The organism is Pseudomonas sp. JV245A (assembly GCF_032424515.1).
Taxonomy (GTDB): Bacteria; Pseudomonadota; Gammaproteobacteria; order Pseudomonadales; family Pseudomonadaceae; genus Aquipseudomonas; species Aquipseudomonas protegens.
Window position 1 is genome coordinate 1 of record NZ_VYKE01000069.1, and the last position, 19,394, is coordinate 19,394.

Consider the following 19,394-nt stretch of genomic DNA (forward strand, 5'->3'; position numbering starts at 1 on the left):
CCTGGGCCCGGCCTGTACCGGCACCATCGGCATTGCGCCCTCGGCCAACCTCAACCCGGAGCGCCTGTACCCCTCGCTGTTCGAGCCGGTGCATGGTTCGGCGCCGGATATCGCCGGTCTCGGCGTGGCCAATCCGATCGGCCAGATCTGGTCGGCGGCCCTGATGATCGAACACCTGGGGCAGGGCGATGAGCTTTACCAGCGGGCCGCGGCGGCGATTGTCGAAAGCATCGAGACGGTGCTCGCCGAAGGGCCGCGCACCCGGGAAATGGGCGGCACCGCCAGCACCGTGGAAGTGGGGCGGGCGATTGCCGAGTGTCTGGCTGGAAACAGGAGCTGAGCTGATGAGTCTGGAACACTACATCGACAACCAATGGCAAGCCTCATCCTGGGCCGAAGACATTCCGGTGCAGGACCCCAGTACCGGCATCAGCTATGCGCGTATCGCCCGGGGCACCGCCGAGGACATCGACCTGGCGGTGCAGGCCGCGCAACGGGCCCTGGGGGACAATTTCGACGGCCCCTGGGGCAGCCTCTCGGCCCTGGAGCGGGGGCGTCTGCTGGCGCGCCTGAGTCATGCAGTGCTGGAGCACCATGAAGAGCTGGCGCAGATCGAAGCCCGGGACACCGGCAAGGCACTCAAGGTGGCCCGCGCCGACGCCACCGCCCTGGCGCGCTATTTCGAGTACTACGCCGGGGCCGCCGACAAGCTCCACGGCGAGACCTTGCCCTATCAGGCCGGTTACACCGTGCTCACGGTGCGCGAGCCCCATGGCGTTACCGGGCACATCATTCCCTGGAACTACCCGATGCAGATCTTCGGCCGCAGCGTCGGCGCCGCCCTGGCGGCGGGCAATGCCTGCGTGGTCAAGCCCGCCGAGGACGCCAGCCTGTCGCTGCTGCGGCTGGCGGAGCTGGCGGCCCAGGTCGGCTTCCCGGCGGGCAGCCTGAATGTGGTCAGCGGCTATGGCCACGAAGCCGGTGCCGCGTTGTGCGCCCATCCTGGCGTCGCGCATATCTCGTTCACCGGTTCAACCGGCACCGGCGCCCTGGTGGCCAAGGCGGCGGCCGAACGGCATTGCCCGGTAACCCTGGAGCTGGGCGGCAAGTCGCCGCAGATCGTCTTCGCCGATGCCGATGTGGAGCGGGCGCTGCCCGTGCTGATCAACGCCATCGTGCAGAACTGCGGCCAGACCTGTTCCGCCGGCAGCCGCCTGCTGGTGCAGCGCAGCCTGTATGAACCGCTGCTGGAACGCCTGGCCCAGTGCTTTGGCCAACTGCGCGCCGGGCCCTCGGAGCTGGACCTGGACATGGGCCCGCTGATCAACCAGAAACAGCTGCGCCAGGTCCGGGAGTTCGTCCGCGAGGCCGAGGCCGCCGGTATCCGGGTGGCGGCGCGTGGGCAGGTGGTGGCCGAGGCCGGCAGCGGCGGCTACTTCCACGAAGCGGTGCTGTTTCGCGATGTGCCGCCAGACAGTCGCCTGGCCCGGGAGGAAGTGTTCGGCCCGGTGCTGGCGGTGATGCCCTTCGAGGACGAGGCCGAGGCCATTGGCCTGGCCAACGACAGCGCCTTCGGCCTGGTGGCCGGGGTCTGGACCCGGGACGGTGCGCGTCAGTTGCGCATGGCTCACAAGCTGCGCTGTGGCCAGGTGTTCATCAACAACTACGGCGCCGGTGGCGGCGTCGAACTGCCCTTTGGCGGAGTCAAGGCCAGCGGCTACGGGCGCGAGAAGGGCTTCGAGGCCCTGCTGGGTTTTACCGCCTTGAAGACCATCGCCATTCGTCACGACTGAGGGCCGCCACTACGGCGGCCAATAACAACAAAAACAGGAGTCACTAGCATGCGTCTAGCCCATAAAACTGCCATTGTCACCGGCGCCGGTTCCGGCTTTGGTGAAGGCATCGCCAAGACCTTCGCCCAGCAGGGCGCCCGGGTTGTAATCGCCGACATGAACGCCACGGGCGGCCAGCGGGTGGCGCAGGAAATCCGCGATGCCGGCGGCCAGGCCCACTTCATCGAGGTCAACGTGGCCCAGGACGCCAGCGTTGCCGCGCTGCTGCGCAACACCCTGGAGCAATACGGCGGCCTGGACATCGTGGTCAACAACGCCGGCACCACCCACCGCAACCGGCCGATGCTGGAAGTGGACGAGGCCGAGTTCGACCGGGTGTTCGCGGTCAACGTCAAAAGCATCTTCCTCAGCGCCAAGCACTTCGTGCCGCATTTTCGTGGCCAGGGCGGCGGGGTGTTCATCAACATCGCCTCCACGGCGGCGATCCGGCCGCGTCCGGGGCTGGTCTGGTACAACGGCAGCAAGGGCGCGGTGGTGGTGATGAGCAAGACCATGGCCGCCGAGCTGGGGCCGGACAACATCCGCGTCAACTGCGTCAACCCGGTGGTGGGTGCCACAGCCCTGCTCAGCGAGTTCATGGGGGTGCCGGACACCCCGGAAAACCGCCAGAAGTTCATGGCCACCATTCCCCTGGGGCGCTTCTCCACCCCCCAGGATGTGGCCAACGCCTGCCTGTACCTGGCCTCCGATGAGGCGGCCTTTATCACCGGCACCTGCCTGGAAGTGGATGGTGGACGCTGCGTCTGATGATCTGTAGAAAGCCCTTTGGCTAAATCCAAACCCAGCTACGGAGTGCAGTCGACATGTGTGGGATCGATAACAACACTAGTCACCCCAATACCAAGCAGCTGCTTGAAGGCCTGCCAAAGAACTGGGGCAAGTGGGGCCCGGACGACGAAGTCGGTGCCCTCAACTACCTGCAACAGGCCGAGGTACTGCGGGGCGTGGCCGCCGTGCGCCAGGGCAAGACCTTCACCCTGCAAGTGCAGATCGGCCATCCCGGCGGCGACCCGATGTGGCCGGCACGCAACCCGTCGATGCGTTTCAATACCCTGGACCGCAGCCACTATCAGGCCGGCAAGCAGCCCTCCATGACCGGTGGCGCCGAGTACTGCGACGACGTGATCTTCATGCAGCTGCAGGGCTCGACCCAGTACGACGCCCTGGGCCATGCCTGGTACGACAACCAGCTGTGGAACGGCTACGACGCCAGCAGCACTGTCGGCGGCATGGCCAAGGCCAGTGTGTTGCCGATTGCCGAGCGCGGCGTGGTGGGCCGTGCGGTGCTGATCGACATGGCCCGGCACCGCGGCAAGAAGTACCTGGGGCGCGGCGAGACCTTCAACCATCTGGACCTGCTGGCCGCTGCCCAGGCCCAGGGCGTGGCCATCGAGAAGCGCGACATCCTCATCATCCGCACCGGTTCCATGGGCGCCTTCTACGAGTACGGCAAGACCGAGTTCTTCAAGGACCTGGTGGAACCCGGGCTGACCTACAGCCGGGAACTGGTGGACTGGTTCAACCAGATGGAGATCCCCAATCTGGTCACCGACACCATCGCCAACGAGGTGATCACCGACCCGGTGTCTGGGGTGCAGATTCCGCTGCATTGCGCGCTGATGCGCAACCTGGGGATCGCCTTCACCGAGATCGTGCTGCTTGAAGAACTGGCCGAGGATTGCGCCGCCGATGGCCAGTGGACCTTCCTCTACACCGCCGCGCCGCTGAAGATCGTCGGCGGCAGCGGAGCGCCGGTGAACCCCATCGTCATCAAGTAACCGCTGTTTGCTGGTGGCGAGGCAGGCGCAGGGTTTATCCTGCGCCCCCTCACCAAGACCGATAGGGATCATCGACCGATCATGCATGACGATTCACATTCGCCGGACTGCAGTTGCTGCCTGGATCATGCCAGTGCCCATCAGGGTGTGCTCGATACCCTGGAATTGATGGCCGGCCACCCCGAGGCCAGTGAAGACGACATCGTCCAACTGCTGCAGGCGCGTGGCTACTCGGCCATCGCCGCGGAAAAACTCAACGCCTTCGTGCCATCGGCCCTGGCCTGGATCGTGCTCAAGCGCCTGGGGGTGAAACACCTGCCCAACCACTTCATCGCCCTGGATGAGAAGGGTGAGGAGGTCCGGGTTCCAGTGGCCGACCAGCACTATTTTACCGCCGCGCTGACCCTGGCCTACAACACCTTTGAAAACGGCTGGAGCGAGGTCCTGCCGCGCAAGACCTACGAAATGGTGGCTGGCCGCAGCGCTGAAATGGCCATGGCCAACGAGGCGCTGTATGCCGGGGAATCTTTGCAGGGCTCCACTCTGGAACCCTTGCAGCTGCTGCGCCTGGATGCCCAGGCCGCGCTGACCTGAGCACCTGGCGCAACACTACCTACACTGATGGGCAGTCACCCCGGCCGAGAACCCTTGCGTATGCGGGCCGCTGGCCGGGACCACCCGCCTTCAGTACAGGAGAACCCCCATGAACCATGAATCCGTTTGCATCGTCGCGGCGGCCCACACCCGCTTTGGCCGCCTCGATGGCAGCCTGGAAGACCTGATTGTCCAGGTCACCCGCGACGTGCTGGTGGACGCCGCCATTGACGCCGGGGCGATCGATGCGCTGTTTCTCGGCCAGTTCAACTCCGGGCTGGTGCCTGATGGTTTTCCCGCGTCCCTGATGCTCCAGGCCGACCCGCAGTTGCGCTTCAAGCCGGCCACCCGCTGCGAAAACGCCTGTGCTTCCGGCTCGGCGGCGATTCAGGCCGGGATCAACGCGATCCGCAGCGGCGCCGCCGAACTGGTGTTGGTGGTGGGGGCGGAAAAGATGACCGGCAACAGCACCGCCGAGGTCACCCGGGCCCTGGCCGGGGCCGGCTACCAGAACGACCCGCAAGAGGCCGGCCTGAGCTTTGCCCAACTGTTCGGCCAAGTGGCCCAGCGCTACACCGAGCGCTACCAGAGCCCCCTGGCTGCCATGGCGGCGATTGCCGTTAAGAACCACGCCAACGCCATGGCCAACCCCCTGGCGCAGATGCATCGGGCCATGGATTTTGCCCACTGCAACAGCGTCTCGCCCGGCAACCCGCTGATCGCCGAGCCCCTGCGCCTGACCGACTGTTCGCTGATCAGCGATGGCGCGGCGGCGATCCTCCTCGCGTCGCCGCGCCGGGCCCGGGAGTTCCGCCGTGAAGTGGCGATCCGCGCCCTGAGCCAGGTGAACGACTTCCTGCCCATGGCGCGCCGCGACGTGCTGGCCTTCGAAGGCCCGCAACTGGCGATCCAGGGCGCCTTGCACGAAGCCGGCCTGGGCCTGGACGACCTGGCGTTCGCCGAAGTCCACGACTGCTTCACCATCGCCGAACTGCTGATCTACGAAGCCATGGGCCTGGCGCCCAAGGGCGAAGGCCATCGAGCCCTGGACGAAGGCTGGGTGAATGCCGACGGGCGCCTGCCGGTGAACCTCTCCGGCGGGCTCAAGGCCAAGGGACATCCGGTGGGCGCCACCGGTGTGTCGATGCATGCCCTGGGCTTTCGCCAGTTGACCGGCGAGCCCATTGGCCTCGCCGCGCGCTCGCCGGAGTTCGGCCTGCTGTTCAACATGGGCGGCATGGCGGTGGCCAACTACGCCTCGGTGTTGCAGGCCGTCAGGGTGTAAGCGTCAGGAACCCTGCGGCTTCCAGCATGTCGCAGGGGGCGCCAGGCTGGCACAGGCCGGTTGAGAGATGTACAGCGGGCCTGGTGGTTTGCGGCTCACTGCGCTGTTGCGGGTCTTGAGGCAGTGGCGGGTATAGGTATGCATCTGGTTGAGCCGCAAGTTGCGTAGCCCCTTGGGACAGATCAACAGCGTTTCACCGAAAGAGAACAGCTGAAAACCCTGGACCTCCACATGGCGCTGCGAGGTCAGGCGGGTATTCCACATCAGCGGGTCCAGGTCATGCAGTTCGAGATCGTCCAGCAGGACGAAGCGTTCGATTTCGTCCTGGCGTACATCCAGCCCTCCTGCGGCCTTGTAGGTGACCTTGCTCATGGCCCCGGGCAGTACAAACAGAAACGCCAGGGCAAACAGTGCCACCGACAATATCGAATACAGGATGCGTTTATTGAGGCTTCCGGCCTTGTGGTAGAAAATCACGACCGGTAGCAACGTAAGGATCAGGATCAGCAGATTCAATGCCGCCACATAGTGCGGGGAGTCGCTGCTGACTTCACTCACATAGGCATTGAGTGTCACCAGGCTGGGGAACAGCGCTGCGCAGAGCGTGCCAAGCAGGCAGGTCAGCAACACAAGCAGAAAGTCCATTTTGTCCCTGGTGGGTGTCAGGTTTTCCTCAATTACCTTTTTGAACGCCGGGCGTGACAGTACCCCCCAGCAACTGAGCAGAAACAGCACTAGCAGCCCAAGCAGGGATTGCCCTACCGGCAGCCAGCCTGAGGTGTAGTAAATGACAACGACATATCCCAGGAACCCCACCAGGAACGGGAGTGTCAGCCACACCACTACATCCTTCAGGCGCCCCGGGGTTCTGTGAAACAGGCTGGCGGACAGCCAGAACAGCAGAGTGGTGACGGTCAGCAGAAACAGAAACGCGCTCATGAGCACCAGCACTATGACCAGCCAGATCATCAGCGCCGACTTTGCATCGATCGAAGCCATGAACAGGTCGGTGCGGCCAATCGCCCGGGTGTACATGTACAGGCTGATCAACCCCAACCCGACGGCGCTCAAGCCCATGACCGTGCCGATCTGGCTCCAATAGGTCAGCACGCGCTTGAAATTCTTCCTTAACACCTCTTCAAAGGTGGGGCCTGCGACTTGCATGTGAGCACTCCCTGGCTACGTTGATGGCGCGCGAGTAGACCAAGACCGCAGGGGGTGTGTCGATGTTTTTACGTTTTGAGCCGCAGCCGGGAGTGCCATCCCTGGCACTGTTGCGCTTCAGCGCGGGTATGCCGCCCGGCCATGAACCCGCCCCTTGCGCCCCGCCGTCAGGCGATAGGCAATGCCCAGCCAGACAAACCACGCCGGCATCACGCACAGCGCCAGGCGGGTGTCCGGGCGCAGGGCCAGCAGGCACAGGACAAACAGCAGGAAGGCCAGGGCAAACCAGGCCATGGGCACGCCGCCAGGCATCTTGTAGCGCGAACGGGCGTGCAGTTGCGGGTGCTTTTTGCGGTAGGCGATGTAGGACGCGAGGATGGTCGACCAGGTGAAGATCACCAGGATCGCCGACACCGTGGACACCAGGGTGAAGGCGGTCATCACCTCGGGAACCACGTACAGCAGCAACACCCCCAGCAGCATCAGCAGGGTGGTGAAGCTCAGGCTGATGACCGGCACGCTCTGGCCCGACAGGCGCTTGAACAGGCGCGGCGCATTGCCCTGGTCGGCGAGGCCGAAGAGCATGCGGCTGGCCGAGAACACGCCGCTGTTGGCCGAGGAAGCGGCGGAGGTCAGCACCACGAAGTTGACGATGCCCGCCGCCGCCGGGAAGCCGGCAATCAGGAACAGCTCGACGAACGGGCTCTTGTTCGGCGACACCTGCTGCCAGGAGGTCACGGCGATGATGCAGGCCAGGGCCAGCACGTAGAACAGGATGATCCGCAGCGGTATGGCGTTGATGGCCTTGGGCAGGGTGCTGTGAGGGTCGCGGGTTTCCGCGGCGGCGGTGCCGATCAGCTCGGTGCCGGCGAAGGAGAAGATCGCCATCTGGAACCCGGCGAAGAAGCCCAGCAGGCCGTGGGGAAAGGCCGCTTGCCGGTCCAGCAGGTGGCCCAGCGAGGCGGTCACGCCCGAGGGCGAGACGAACGAACTGGCGATCAGCACCAGGCTGACGCCGATCAGGGTGACCACGGCGATGATCTTGATGATGGCGAACCAGAACTCCACTTCGCCGAACAGCCGCACCGTGAGCACGTTGAGGGCGAACAGCGTCAGCATCATGCTGACCGCGGGCATCCAGGCCGGCACCCCGGGGAACCAGTACTGGAAGAAACCGCCCACCACCACGGCGTCGCCCACCACCGCCACGCTCCAGCTCAGCCAGTAGGACCAGCCGAGAAAAAACGCCGCGCGCGGCCCCAGGTAGGCGCCGGCAAAGTCGGCGAAGCTCTTGAATTGCAGGTTCGACAGCAGCAGCTCGCCCATGGCGCGCATCACCAGATACACGAACAGGCCGATGATCATGTAGATCAGGATGATCGAGGTACCGGACATGGCGATGATCTTGCCCGAGCCCATGAACAGCCCGGTGCCGATGGCGCCGCCCATGGCCATGAGCTGGATATGACGGTTATGCAGGGTGCGTTGCAGCACGGGGCGCGCAGGGGCCCCGAGGGTATCTGGAGTCATCACAAAACCTCTTGATTTTATAGTTGTCGAGTTTTGGCAGTGCAGGGTGGCTGGGGCTGCGCGCTGTGGTTGTAGGTCGGGGTGGCGCAACCGGTTCGGGTTGGGCCGCTGCACAGGGGCACGGGGCGTTTTCCCGTGCAGCGGCCATGGGGGTATTGCCTCAGCCGCTGGCCAGGCGGCGCGGGGCGCCTGTGGCGGCGTCGGGGCCCTGGCCGATCAGTTGGTACAGGTCCTTGATGTTGGCCGGGGTCGGCACCAGGTGGATCTGCTCGCCAATGCCGTGTTCGCGCGCCTGGTCGTGCAGGTAGCGCAGGGACGAGAAGTCCTCCAGGGCAAAGCCCACCGAGTCGAACACCGTGACCTGCCGGGCATGCTCGCGGCCCGGTTCCAGGCCCTGGGCGATGCGGAAGTATTCGGTCACCGCAAAGTCCGCCGGCAACTGCTGGATATCACCCTCGATGCGCGTTTGCGGCTCGAACTCGACGATCACCCGGGCATTGCGCAGGATCTCTGCGTGCAGCTCGGTCTTGCCCGGGCAGTCGCCGCCCACCGCATTGAGGTGCATGCCGGGCTCGATCAGCTCCGGGGTGAGGATGGTGGCGTAGGCCTTGTCCGCGGTCACCGTGGTGACGATGTCGGCGCCCTCGACCGCATCGGCCACCGACTCGGCGATGCGCACCTTCAGGCCCGGCCAGGCTTGCAGGTTGTGCTTGAGCTTGTGGGAGGCGGCCGGGTCGATGTCGAAGATCCGCAGCTCGTCGATGCCGAGCATGTCGTGGAAGGCGATGGCCTGGAACTCGCTCTGGGCGCCATTGCCGATCAGCGCCATGGTTCGGCTGTCCGGGCGCGCCAGGGCACGGGCCACCAGGGCCGAGGTGGCGGCGGTGCGTACCGCGGTGGTCAGGGTCAGTTCGCTGAGCAGCACCGGGTAACCGCTGTCCACCTCGGCCAGCACACCGAAGGCCATGACCGTGAGCAACTGCCGGGCCGGATTGCCAGGGTGGCCGTTGACGTACTTGAAGGCGTACTGCTGGCCATCGTCGGCGGGCATCAGTTCGATGACTCCGGTGGGCGAGTGGTTGGCGGTGCGCGGGGACTTTTCGAAGGCTTGCCAGCGCAGGTAGTCGGCCTGGATATAACCGGCCATTTCACGGATCGCCCTGGCGACACCCAGGCGCTTGTACAGCGCCGCTGCCTGATCCACATCGATAAACAAGGTCATGGTGATTTCCCTCTCGGTCGGAACGTTGAACACTGCGGGAGAGCGCGCCTGGCGCGCGCTAGCGGTTGGCATGGCCGTGCAGCACATTGACCGCATTGATGCCGATCTCATCCACCATGTAGCCGCCTTCCATCACGAACAGGGTGGGCGTGCCCACCGTGGCGATGATCTGGCCCATGCCGAGAAAGTCTTCGCTTTCCAGGAGGAAGTGGCTGATGGGGTCGTCCTTGAATGTGTCCACGCCCAGGGACACCACCAGCAGTTCGGGAGCGAAGGCCCGCAACTGTTTGCAGGCCAGCTCCAGCGCTTGGCGGTAGTGCTGCCAGGTGGTGTTCTTCGGCAGGGGCAGGTTCAGGTTGCAGCCTTCGCCGGCCCCGCTGCCGCGCTCGCTGGCATGGCCCGAGAAGTAGGGGTAGGACACGGCCGGGTCGCCGTGCAGCGAGACGAAGAGCACGTCGCCACGGTCATAGAAAATGTTCTGGGTGCCATTGCCGTGGTGGAAGTCCACGTCCAGCACCGCCACCCGCCTGGCGCCCCGGGTGATGGCGTGCTGCGCGGCGATGGCGGCGTTGTTCAGGTAGCAGTAGCCGCCCATGTATTCCCGTGCGGCGTGATGCCCCGGCGGGCGGCACAGGGCGAAGGCGCTGTCCTGGCCTTCATCGATCAGGGCCAGGGCGGTGAGGGCGATATCGGCGCTGGTGCGCACCGCATCCCAGGTGGTGGCGGTGATCGGCGAGCCGGCGTCCATGGCGAAGAAACCCAGCTTGCCGTCGATGAATTCGGGCACCTGCTGGTTGGCCAGGTCGCGCACCGGCCACACCAGGGGCAGGGCGTCGTGGCTGCGGCCGGTGGCGGTCCATTCGCTCCAGGCGTGTTCCAGGAAGCTGACGTAACGTTCGCTGTGGGCGGCCACGTAGCAGGCGCGGTCGAAGCGCCGCGGGCCGATGATCTCGCCAAGCCCCACGTGGCGCACCCGGTCTCGCACCGTGTCGGCGCGGCTGGGTTGCTCGAAGGAGGGCTTGAGCACGCCATCCTTCAATTCGGTGCCATGGTGCAGGCGGTGGGATTCGCTGAAGACGGTAAGCATGCTGAACGCATCCATTGATATTGTCCGGTGCAAATAGTTTGTTCCGGCATGGCTGCGAATTCTTTGCTTTTTGTTCGGGTGCAATTAGAGTTTTGGGTAATATTTTTCCCGTTGGTGGCTAATTGTGAAAAAAACGACTCGCAGCGTTAACCTCGACGACACCGACCTGGCGATTCTTGCGCTGTTGCAGCAGGACGCGAGCATTTCCAACGCCGAGCTCAGCGAGCGCCTGTCCCTGAGCCTTACCCCCTGCTGGCGGCGGCGCAAGCGCCTGGAGGAGGAGGGGGTGATCAGGGACTACCAGGCCAACCTCGACCGGCGCCTGCTGGGGCTGGACATCCTGGCCTTCGTCCATGTGCGGTTCGCCACCCACTCCGACCAGACCCCGGACGATTTCGAGACGGTGATCATGCGCCTGCCCGAGGTCCAGGCCTGCCACAAGATCACCGGCGACGCCGACTACCTGCTGCAGGTGCTGGCCCGTGACCTGGACAGCTACAGCGACTTTGTCGAGCACGTGCTCAGGCGCCAGCCGGGCATTGCCTCGATCCAGTCCAGCCTGGCGCTGCGCGAGGTCAAGGCCACCAGCCGCCTGGCGATTCCCCAGCCGCTACCCAGGTAGGCCGGCATCAGATTTCCGATTTTTTTATGCCGGGCTATTCAATGATTGCCCTGCAGGTACTTTCGGCGCGGTCGTGCGCTCGCGTTCCAGCGAGGCAGGCAACAGCAGTGTTGAGCAGGCCATGGATGCAGAAGCAGCAGCGCCTGGCTGCGGCGCCGCCCCGGCCCCAGGGCCTACTGAAATTCGCCGGACTCCAGGCAGAAGGCGACCAGGGCCTGGTCGCTGTCCAGGTTGAGCTTGCGGATCGCCGAGATCTTCTGCGCACTGACGGTCTTCACGCTGCGCTTGAGGTTGGCGGCGATCTGCATCATTGATTCGCCGCGCACGAAATGCCGCAGCACTTCGTATTCCTTGGGCGTAAGGCTGCTCAGGCCGTCGGCCATGGAGCGCAGCGGGCTGCTGTTGAGCTCGTTCTGCACCAGGCTCGGCGGGTGGTGGATGCGCCCCTGGCGGACGTTCTCCAGGGCGCTGAGCAGCTCGCTCATGTCATGGCGCTTGGGCAGTACCGAGCGCACGCCGATGTCATACAGCGCGGCCACGATCATCGGGTTGGACATCATGGTCAGCACCAGCACCTGGACCCTGGGGAAGTGCCGGATCAGGTAGGTCACCAGGCGTATGCCATCGCCGAAGGTCGGGTCGCCCTCCATGAAGTAGTCGGTGATGACCACGTCGATCCGCGGGTCATCCGAAAGTTGCTGGACCAGGGCACTGGGGGTGGTGACAGCCGCCACCACCTCGTACTGGCGGGTCTTTTTCAACAGGTCGCTGACGGCAGCGAGCACCAGGGGATGATCGTCGGCCAGGGCAACGCGTATTTTTTTCATGGTGGACACGATCCATTGTCAAAAGGGAATGCGCAGAAATGCGGGTACTAGGAGCGTTCATTCGAGCTGGCTGATGTCTTGCAAGGCGTGCAGCAGCATCAGGCTATGCGTGCGCGTGGTAGCCGTCAAACCGCTCTGGCGCAAGCTCTGCCCCAAGTCGTGGACCTGCAGGATCAGCGCTTCCTGGCCAGCCACCGCCAGCGACCCGCGCACCCGGTGCAGCAACTGGAAGATGCGCTCGTAATCCTCCTCGTCCAGGGCCTGGCGCAGGTGTTCCACGTCCTGGCCCATGGTGCGGGCAAACAGTTCCCGCAGGTTCGGCGGCAGGCCATCAACTGGCGCGTTGCCAGGCGCGGCTGCCGGCTCGGCGGTCGGCTCCGGGGCGAGGCTGGTGAGCCGTGCCAGGCTGGCCCGCAGGGTCTGCAACGGCACTGGCTTGACCAGCCAGGCGTCCATCCCGCAGGCCTGGCAGCGGGCCTCTTCGTCGCACATGGCATTGGCGGTGATGCCGATGATCGGCCGGTCGTCCCCGGCGGCGCGCAGGATGCAAGTGAGTTCGTAGCCGTTCATGCGCGGCATGTTGACGTCGGTCAGCAACAGGTCGTAGTCGCCGATGCGCCACAGGTCCAGGGCTTCCGCGCCATCGGCGGCCAGGGTATTGCGGCAGCCCAGTTGCTGCAGCTGATGGCTCAGGGTCGCCTGGTTGATCGGGTTGTCCTCGGCCACCAGCACGTTCAGGCCCAGGGGGGCCAGAGTGGCGATGTCCCGGGCCGGCAGTTCCGGTTCGGCAGGAGCGTCGGGCGCGCCGCCCAGGGTGCGTTCCAGCAAGCGGCCGATGGCATAGTAGTCGCCGGCCTCGGCCAGGCCCGCACCGGGGGTGCGTTGCTGGCCGCCCAGGTCGATGCGCAGCAGCCCGGGGGGCAGGGCCTCGGACGCTTCGGGGCGGTCATCGAACAGCCGCAGGAGAACGCCCTGGCCCTGGGGAGGTGGGGCCGTAGCGTCCACGGGGGTGGCCTGGGCGTGCCACTTCTGCAGCCACTGGCAGAGGTTGTCGGTGAGTTCGTGGTGCGGGCTTTGCACGTAGATTCGCGCGCCGCCCAGGTCGGGCTGGCGCTCGGCGTCGGGGTCGCTGGCCACCGGCAGTTCCAGCTGCATGGAGAAACTGCTGCCCAGGCCCAGCTCGCTGGTGAGGTGGATCTGGCTGCCCATCAGCGCCGCCAGCTTGGCGCAGATCGACAGGCCCAGCCCCGCGCCGTGTACTGTGTGGGAGTGGGCGTCGATCTGATAGAAGGGGATGAACAACTGCTGCTGTTCTTCCTTGCCGATACCGATACCGGTGTCCGCCACCTGCAGCGACAGCAGCACCCGTCCCTGGCTGCCGGGCTCGGCCCGGGCGCGCACTATCACCTGGCCCGAGTGGGTGAACTTGACCGCGTTGCTGATCAGGTTGGTGAGGATCTGGCTGATCCGCCCCGGATCGCCGAGCAGGGCTGGAGGCAGTTCTGGATCGACCCAGGAAAACAGCAGCAGGCCCTTGTTCCGGGCACTGTCGACAAAGCTTGCGGTGCAGCGCTGGACCAGGGCCCTGGGATCGAACAGCTGATCCCCCAGGGACAGCTGGCCGGATTCGATGCGGGTGATGTCGAGGATGTCGCTGATGATCTGCAGCAGCAGCCCGGACGACACCTGGATGCGTTCGAGCAACTGGCGCTGTTCGCGGTCCAGGTCGGTCAGGCCCATCAGTTCCAGGGAACCGAGCACCCCGTACAGCGGCGTGCGGATCTCGTGGCTCATGGTGGCGAGGAACACCGACTTGGCGCCGTTGGCCTTGTCGGCCGCCTGTTTCGCCTGGGTCAGTTGCTGCTCCATCTGGGCCCGCGCACTGAGGTCGGCAAAGGCGCAGATCAGCACATCCTGGTTGCGGTAGCGGGTGGGGGCGAAGGCGATGTAGAACGAGCGTCCGTCGAAGCTCTGGAAGTTTTCGATCTCCCCCGGCTCCCGGGCCCGGGCGATGCGCTCCAGCAATGCCGGGTCCAGACCGCTGGCGTCCAGGCTCTGGCCGACCTGGGTGGTGAACCATTTGAGGGCCAGGTTGTTGGCGAAGACGATCCGCCGGTCTTCGCGGCTGAGCACGCACAGGGCCACTGGCGTGGTCTCCAGCAGGGTGCGGCTGAACTGATGGTTTTCCACCAGCTCGGCGTGAGCCTGTTGCGCCGGCGCTATGACCCGGCGCTGGTACCAGCGCGCATAGACCCTGGCGGCCAGGGGGCTGAGCAACAGCAGCAGGAAGATCGCCGCCAGGGACCAGGAGTGGCCGAGGAACAGGGCGCGGTAGCTCAACAGGTAGTAACCGCTCCAGTGGCCACTGGCGTCGTTGATCCGGAACAGCAGGCCGTCGCTGCGCACGTTGGCCCCCTCGTGCAGCGCCAGGGGCGCCGGTTCATCCCCCAGCAGCAGGCCGTCGAGCCGGCCCTGCAGCCAGAACTTGTCGTAGAAGTGCCGCCGCTGCGGCGTGGTGAAGACGTTGATGCGGTCCCTGTAGGTGAGGCAGGCAGCATAGGTGCCGGAACTCTGCAGGCCGCTGCCGGGGGCAAGGTTGTGCAGGGCGGTGAAGGCGATCATGTGCTGGGGAAAGTCCTTGAGACGGATCCAGCGGATCGCGTCGCTGTCGCTGCTGGTAGCGCTGGCGCGCACCGCATGCAGGCCTGCCAGGACCAGGGGGGTGGTCAGCCGCGGCCAGCGGCTGCCGATGGTGGGCACGGTAAAGCTGCTGCCGGCACCGGCGTCCACCACCAGCAGGGCCGAAGCGGGAAAGCTCGAGCGCACCCAGAAGCTGGAGTAGAGATCGGCCAGGTAGCGCCCAAGGCCGGCTGCTGCGGCGCTCTGGTGGGGGCATTGGGCCAGGTCCTGGCAGACCAGGGTGAAGGGGGTTTCCACCGAGGAGGGGTTGCCCTGGAACAGGGTCGCGCCCACCGCCTCCTGTTGCTCCATGAGGTGGAAGAGCTGCGCCGGATCCTGGTCCGCGTCCTTGTATTGCAGGCGCTTCTCGCCGGCCAGCCGCTGGAGCAGGGCTTGCTGCTCGCTCATGTAGCGGGTCAGCAGTTGGAAGTCCACGGCAATCCGTTCCTGTTCCTGGCGGATGATCCGCTGGCCGCCCCAGAACAGCGCGCCGCCCATGACCAGCAGCAACGGCAGAATGAGGAACAGCACGAGATTCAATCGTCGGAAGTTTTTCGCGATGCGGCGTAGCGGGATGTCTGGCATGGGAGAGAGGAGGCAGGCCGGGTAGGTGACGAAAAGGGTGGAGTAACAGTGCATCCCAGCAGTTGTGTGAAGGCGTCCAGCTCCAATGCGGCGGAAATAAGATACCCCTGGGCACTGTCGCAGCCAATCTGGCGCAGAAATTCCAGGTCACGGGCCGATTCCACGCCCTCGGCCACCACTTCCAGGCCCAGTTGCCGGCCCAGTTGCACCGCCGCCACCAGGGCTGCGGCGCGGGCATCGTCGGCTGCGGCGCCATGCACGAAGTGGCGGTCGATCTTCATCTCGGTAAAGGGCGTGGAGATCAGGCTGTACATGGAACTGTAGCCCATGCCGAAGTCGTCCTGTGCCAGGCCGAAGCCTTTGAGGCGCAGGCGGCTGGCGCCCATATGATACTGCCCGGGGGACAGTGGCCGCTCGGTTTCCAGCAGCTCGAAGCAGATATCGCTGGTGGCCAGCCCCGAGGCGAGGGTGATCTGCTGCAACTGGTCGGGCAGGCCGGGGTCGTCCAGCAGTCCGGTGGGCAGGTTCACCGATACGCTGAGGCGGTGGCCCAGGCGTTGCCAGTGCTGCTGCGCCTGGAGGGCGTCGTCGAGCATCAGCAGCAACAGCGCATGGTCCAGCTGGCAGCGGCTGATGGAGGCAAGGAACGAGTCCGGCATCAGCAGCCCGAAGGACGGACTGTTCCAGCGCACCAGGGCCTCCGCGCCGACGATCCGGCCAGTGCTCAGCGAGCGCCGGGGCTGGAACCGGGCCTTGAGCTCGCGGCGTTCGATGGCCCGCTCCAGGACCTGGCGGTCGAACACTGCCTCGTGCTCGGGCCGGGCTGCCAGCACCGGGTCCTGGCTGTTGCCGATGATGGCGCTGATCTGCTCGACGTGGATCGCTTCCAGGGGCTTGGGGAAGGTGCCGAGTACCGCCAGGCCCTTCTCCTTGGCCATCAGGCTGACGCTGTTCATCAACCGCCGCGAGCAGGACGAGACGATGGCCAGGATCGGCACCTGGTCGACACCGGTCAGGGCATGGATGAACTGCACCCCATCCATTTCCGGCATGTGCAGGTCCACCAGCACCAGGTCGTAGACCTGCCGGTGCAGCATGGCCAGGGCCTGGCGCGCATCGAGGGCGCTGTCCACCCGGCCGAACCCGGCCGCCTGCAACAGGTGCCGGGCCTGCAGGCAGTGGATCGGATGGTCGTCCAGCACCAGGACTCGCAGGGGCTTGAGCATGCTCAAATGACTTTCCTCTTGATGGATTGCAGTACCTCGCTCAAGGCGTCCAGGGGTACCGGCTTGATCAGCAAATGACGGATTCCGGCCGACTCGCAGTGGCTGCGCAGCGCCGGGGAGAGCTCACCGGTGATACCGATGATGGGGCCGCAATACCCCCGCTCGCGCAGGGTGCGGGCAAACGACAGACCGTCCATGTGTTCCATCTGCAAGTCGGTCAGCACGCCGTCGAAGGACAGCAGGTCGGTGCGTTTCAAGGCATCGACGGCGCTGGCGCAGGCCACCATCCGGTTGCCCAGGTAGCGGCCCTGCTGAAAGATCACCTGCAGCGACAGGGGGCTGTCGTCCACCGCCAGCAGCTTGAGGTCCAGGCTCGGGGCCAGGGCTTCGGGGGAGGCGAAGCACCGTTCGGCGACGATGCCGGACTGGGCCTGGGCCACGGCGTTGCGCAGGCTGTCGAGGCTGAAGGTGCGGGCCACCCAGCTGTCGCCGGCCTGGCGCTGCGGCGGGCCCATGCCGGGGGCGTGCATGAGCACCCGCGGGCCGCTCCAGGCCACTGGCCGCGAGGGGCCGAGAAAGGCTTCCACCAGCACCGCCTTGCGGGTCGGCGGGTCGCGTTCGGCCACATAGGGAATGGCCAGGGCGCCCCAGCGGCGCAACCAGTGGCAGAGGTTGAGATTCACTTCCTGGATATCCCCGCGCACATACACCGGGGTCACCCCCAGGCGCGGCAGGTCCGGCGCCGGGGCGGCGGTGCAGGGTTCCAGGGCCAGGCTGAAGCTGAAGCTGGAGCCCAGGCCCGGTTCGCTGATGGCGCTCAACTGACCCTGCATCATCGTCGCCAGCCGTTGGCAGATGGCCAGGCCCAGGCCGGTGCCCGGCGCCTTCTGGCCCAGCCAGCTGGGCACCCGGTAATAGGGTTCGAACAGGTTGGCCTGGAACTCCGGGGCGATCCCCGGGCCGCTGTCCACCACCTGAAAGCGCAGGCGGGGCGCCTGGCTCGGGCCCGCCTCGGCATGCAGGCGCAGCACCACATGGCCGGACTCGGTGAACTTGATGGCGTTGCTCACCAGGTTGTTGAGGATCTGGCGAATGCGTTCGCCGTCGCCCACCACTCGCTCGGCGACATTCGGGTCCAGGGTCACGTACAGGCGCAGGCCCTTGCTGCGGGCCCGGGCCGAGTAACTGAAGGCCACTTCTTCCACCAGCCGCACCGGGGAGAAGGGGGCGCTGGTTAGGCTCAGGCGGCCGGACTCGATCAGTGACATGTCGAGGGTGTCGTTGATGGTTCGCATCAGCGCCGAGGATGCTTGCTGGGTGGCTTCCAGGTAGTCGCCCTGCTGGGCGCTGAGGGCGGTGGTGCGGAGCATTTCCAGAGAGCCGAGGATGCCGTACATGGGCGTGCGGATCTCGTGGCTCAGGGTGCTGAGGAACAGGGTCTTCTCGTGGTTGGCCTGGTCCGACAGCAGCTTGGCCTGCAGCAGCGACTGTTCGGCCACCTTGAAGTCGGTCACGTCGCTGATGCAGCACAGCACCGCCGCCACGCCGTTGTAGCCGGTGGGGGCACAGGTCAGCTGGATGAAGGTGCCGTCGTCCAGGGCATGTTCGATGGCATGCACCCGGGCAGGCGGCTCGTCGAGGATGCGCTCGCGCAGGCCGGGCACCGAGGCCAGCCAGCGGCGCCCGGATTCATTGCACAGGATCAGCCGGCCGTTGTCGCGCCGCATCAGGCACAGGCCCACCGGCGCCACCTCGATGAAGCGCCGGTTGAGGGACACGCTGTCTGCCAGGGCGCTGTAGTGGCGCACTGCGGGTTCCACCAGGCGCAGGCGGATGTAGCGCGCGCCGAGAAAGATCACCGCGAACAGAAGCAGGGTCACCAGCAGGGTGGTGTACAGCGGGCCACGGCTGTCGCGCAGCAGTTGGCTGACCGGTGCGTAGTACACCAGGCGCCAGCCGGCGTTGCCCACGGATTTATTGAGCACGATGTAGTCGGGCAGCCCGCCCAGGCGGTGCAGGCCGAAGGAGTCCTCGTCGGCCTGCAGGCGCGACAGGCTGCCGGGCACTTGCCAGTTGGCGCTGTGCAGCACCAGTGCGCCGTCGGCGTCATACAGCAGGTATTTGCCCTGGTGCAGGCCCAGGGGGTCCAGGGCCAGGTCGATCTCGGTGAGCTCCAGGCCCAGCCAGCCCTCGCTGGCGTGATGCTCGTCCACCGGGCGCAACAGGTACACCTGCTTGTTGCCATCGATGCCGGCCCAGTACCACAGGGTCCGGGCCTCGGGGTGTCGGGCCAGCAGGTCCTGTACCGCACGCTGGTCGAGCTGCCGCAGCCAGGGCGCGTCCACGGCCTTGCTGGGGGGCTGGCCGGTGCCGGTGGCCGCTGGCTCGTAGAGAGTGCTGACCAGGCCCTGTTCCGGCACCAGGTACAGCAGCTGGCTGTGGGTGCTGTCCACTTCCACCAGGTCGCGGGCAGTCAGCACCAGGGCCCAGCGCCGGGAGGGAGTACTGCCGAATGGCAGTACCCGCAGTTGCTCGTTACTTGCCAGAAAGTTGCGTGCCGTTGAACTAAGGCGCTCATCGCTAGTGCGCACGGCCGAAGAAGAAATGGCCTTCAACAGGCTTTCCCGTTGATTGAAGAATTGTTGTGCGTTAAATGCCGCTGCGTTCATTTGCCGGCGGTAGTTGGAGAGGGTTTCATTAAGTGACCAGTGGACCACGAAACCGGCAATGATCAGGATGCAGGACAGCAGGCTGTACATGAAAAGGCGCAGCAGGACCACCGGGATATAGGCCCCGGAGAAGTGGCTGGTAAACGCAGGGAAGTGGGCTTGTGTATGCATCGGCCCATAGTAAGGAGAACTATCTATATCCCTCTTCAGAATATTCTTAATGCCAGGGGCTTTAAGAAGATTCTCATTTTTTAGTTCACCTATTGACTTCAG

The 19,394-nt window shown here is 65.5% G+C and carries 15 protein-coding genes; 7 read left to right on the forward strand and 8 right to left on the reverse strand.

Annotation, left to right across the window (positions count from 1 at the left end; translation table 11 throughout):
• The 6 genes from F6S12_RS18605 to F6S12_RS18630 form a co-directional block, all read left to right on the forward strand.
• Nucleotides 1-340, forward strand: a 340-nt coding sequence (locus F6S12_RS18605; protein ID WP_315869190.1) for an isocitrate/isopropylmalate family dehydrogenase, incomplete at its 5' end; no start/stop codon positions are given.
• A gap of 4 nt (nucleotides 341-344) precedes the next feature.
• Complete coding sequence (locus F6S12_RS18610) at nucleotides 345-1,793, forward strand: aldehyde dehydrogenase family protein (protein ID WP_123482871.1); 1,449 nt, start codon at nucleotides 345-347, stop codon at nucleotides 1,791-1,793.
• Nucleotides 1,794-1,841: 48 nt separating this feature from the next.
• Nucleotides 1,842-2,600 carry an SDR family oxidoreductase gene (locus F6S12_RS18615; RefSeq protein WP_011061923.1) on the forward strand — a complete coding sequence of 253 codons (759 nt, stop codon included), beginning with the start codon at nucleotides 1,842-1,844 and terminating at the stop codon, nucleotides 2,598-2,600.
• Between the two features lie 56 nt (nucleotides 2,601-2,656).
• A complete protein-coding gene (locus tag F6S12_RS18620) occupies nucleotides 2,657-3,631 on the forward strand; it encodes a cyclase family protein (RefSeq protein ID WP_123430542.1) in 975 nt (324 codons plus the stop codon).
• A gap of 81 nt (nucleotides 3,632-3,712) precedes the next feature.
• Nucleotides 3,713-4,225 carry a hypothetical protein gene (locus tag F6S12_RS18625; RefSeq protein ID WP_077934421.1) on the forward strand — a complete coding sequence of 171 codons (513 nt, stop codon included), beginning with the start codon at nucleotides 3,713-3,715 and terminating at the stop codon, nucleotides 4,223-4,225.
• Nucleotides 4,226-4,334: 109 nt separating this feature from the next.
• On the forward strand, nucleotides 4,335-5,510 hold the full coding sequence (locus F6S12_RS18630; protein ID WP_015636069.1) for an acetyl-CoA acetyltransferase: 1,176 nt from the start codon (nucleotides 4,335-4,337) through the stop codon (nucleotides 5,508-5,510).
• A gap of 3 nt (nucleotides 5,511-5,513) precedes the next feature.
• Here the strand turns inward: F6S12_RS18630 and F6S12_RS18635 are convergent, their stop codons facing one another.
• From F6S12_RS18635 to F6S12_RS18650, 4 genes are all read right to left on the reverse strand, one after another.
• Nucleotides 5,514-6,674, reverse strand: a complete 1,161-nt coding sequence (locus tag F6S12_RS18635) for a hypothetical protein (protein WP_053159281.1) — start codon at nucleotides 6,672-6,674, stop codon at nucleotides 5,514-5,516.
• 117 nt (nucleotides 6,675-6,791) lie between these two features.
• Nucleotides 6,792-8,204 (reverse strand): amino acid permease, encoded by a 1,413-nt coding sequence (locus tag F6S12_RS18640; RefSeq protein WP_015636067.1) that lies wholly within the window; start codon nucleotides 8,202-8,204, stop codon nucleotides 6,792-6,794.
• A gap of 160 nt (nucleotides 8,205-8,364) precedes the next feature.
• Nucleotides 8,365-9,426: an ornithine cyclodeaminase gene (locus tag F6S12_RS18645; protein WP_194238023.1), complete on the reverse strand. Its 1,062-nt coding sequence runs from the start codon at nucleotides 9,424-9,426 to the stop codon at nucleotides 8,365-8,367.
• A gap of 58 nt (nucleotides 9,427-9,484) precedes the next feature.
• The gene (locus tag F6S12_RS18650) at nucleotides 9,485-10,513 is read right to left on the reverse strand and encodes a histone deacetylase family protein (RefSeq protein ID WP_315869191.1); all 1,029 of its coding nucleotides are present in this window, start codon (nucleotides 10,511-10,513) and stop codon (nucleotides 9,485-9,487) included.
• Nucleotides 10,514-10,637: 124 nt separating this feature from the next.
• Between F6S12_RS18650 and F6S12_RS18655 the strand changes: the two genes are divergently transcribed.
• Nucleotides 10,638-11,135 (forward strand): Lrp/AsnC family transcriptional regulator, encoded by a 498-nt coding sequence (locus F6S12_RS18655; protein WP_011061915.1) that lies wholly within the window; start codon nucleotides 10,638-10,640, stop codon nucleotides 11,133-11,135.
• A 173-nt stretch (nucleotides 11,136-11,308) separates the two neighbouring features.
• Here F6S12_RS18655 and F6S12_RS18660 read toward each other — a convergent pair whose 3' ends face one another.
• Genes F6S12_RS18660 through F6S12_RS18675 form a run of 4 tightly spaced genes read right to left on the reverse strand, consistent with a single transcriptional unit; the run spans nucleotide 11,309 to nucleotide 19,292 of the window.
• Nucleotides 11,309-11,962, reverse strand: coding sequence for a response regulator transcription factor (locus F6S12_RS18660; RefSeq protein WP_011061914.1), 654 nt, complete (start codon nucleotides 11,960-11,962; stop codon nucleotides 11,309-11,311).
• 57 nt (nucleotides 11,963-12,019) lie between these two features.
• Nucleotides 12,020-15,172 (reverse strand): hybrid sensor histidine kinase/response regulator, encoded by a 3,153-nt coding sequence (locus F6S12_RS18665; RefSeq protein WP_315869192.1) that lies wholly within the window; start codon nucleotides 15,170-15,172, stop codon nucleotides 12,020-12,022.
• A gap of 5 nt (nucleotides 15,173-15,177) precedes the next feature.
• Nucleotides 15,178-16,452 (reverse strand): EAL domain-containing protein, encoded by a 1,275-nt coding sequence (locus F6S12_RS18670; RefSeq protein WP_011061912.1) that lies wholly within the window; start codon nucleotides 16,450-16,452, stop codon nucleotides 15,178-15,180.
• Between the two features lie 2 nt (nucleotides 16,453-16,454).
• The gene (locus F6S12_RS18675) at nucleotides 16,455-19,292 is read right to left on the reverse strand and encodes a hybrid sensor histidine kinase/response regulator (RefSeq protein ID WP_019094345.1); all 2,838 of its coding nucleotides are present in this window, start codon (nucleotides 19,290-19,292) and stop codon (nucleotides 16,455-16,457) included.
• Nucleotides 19,293-19,394: the final 102 nt, after the last annotated feature.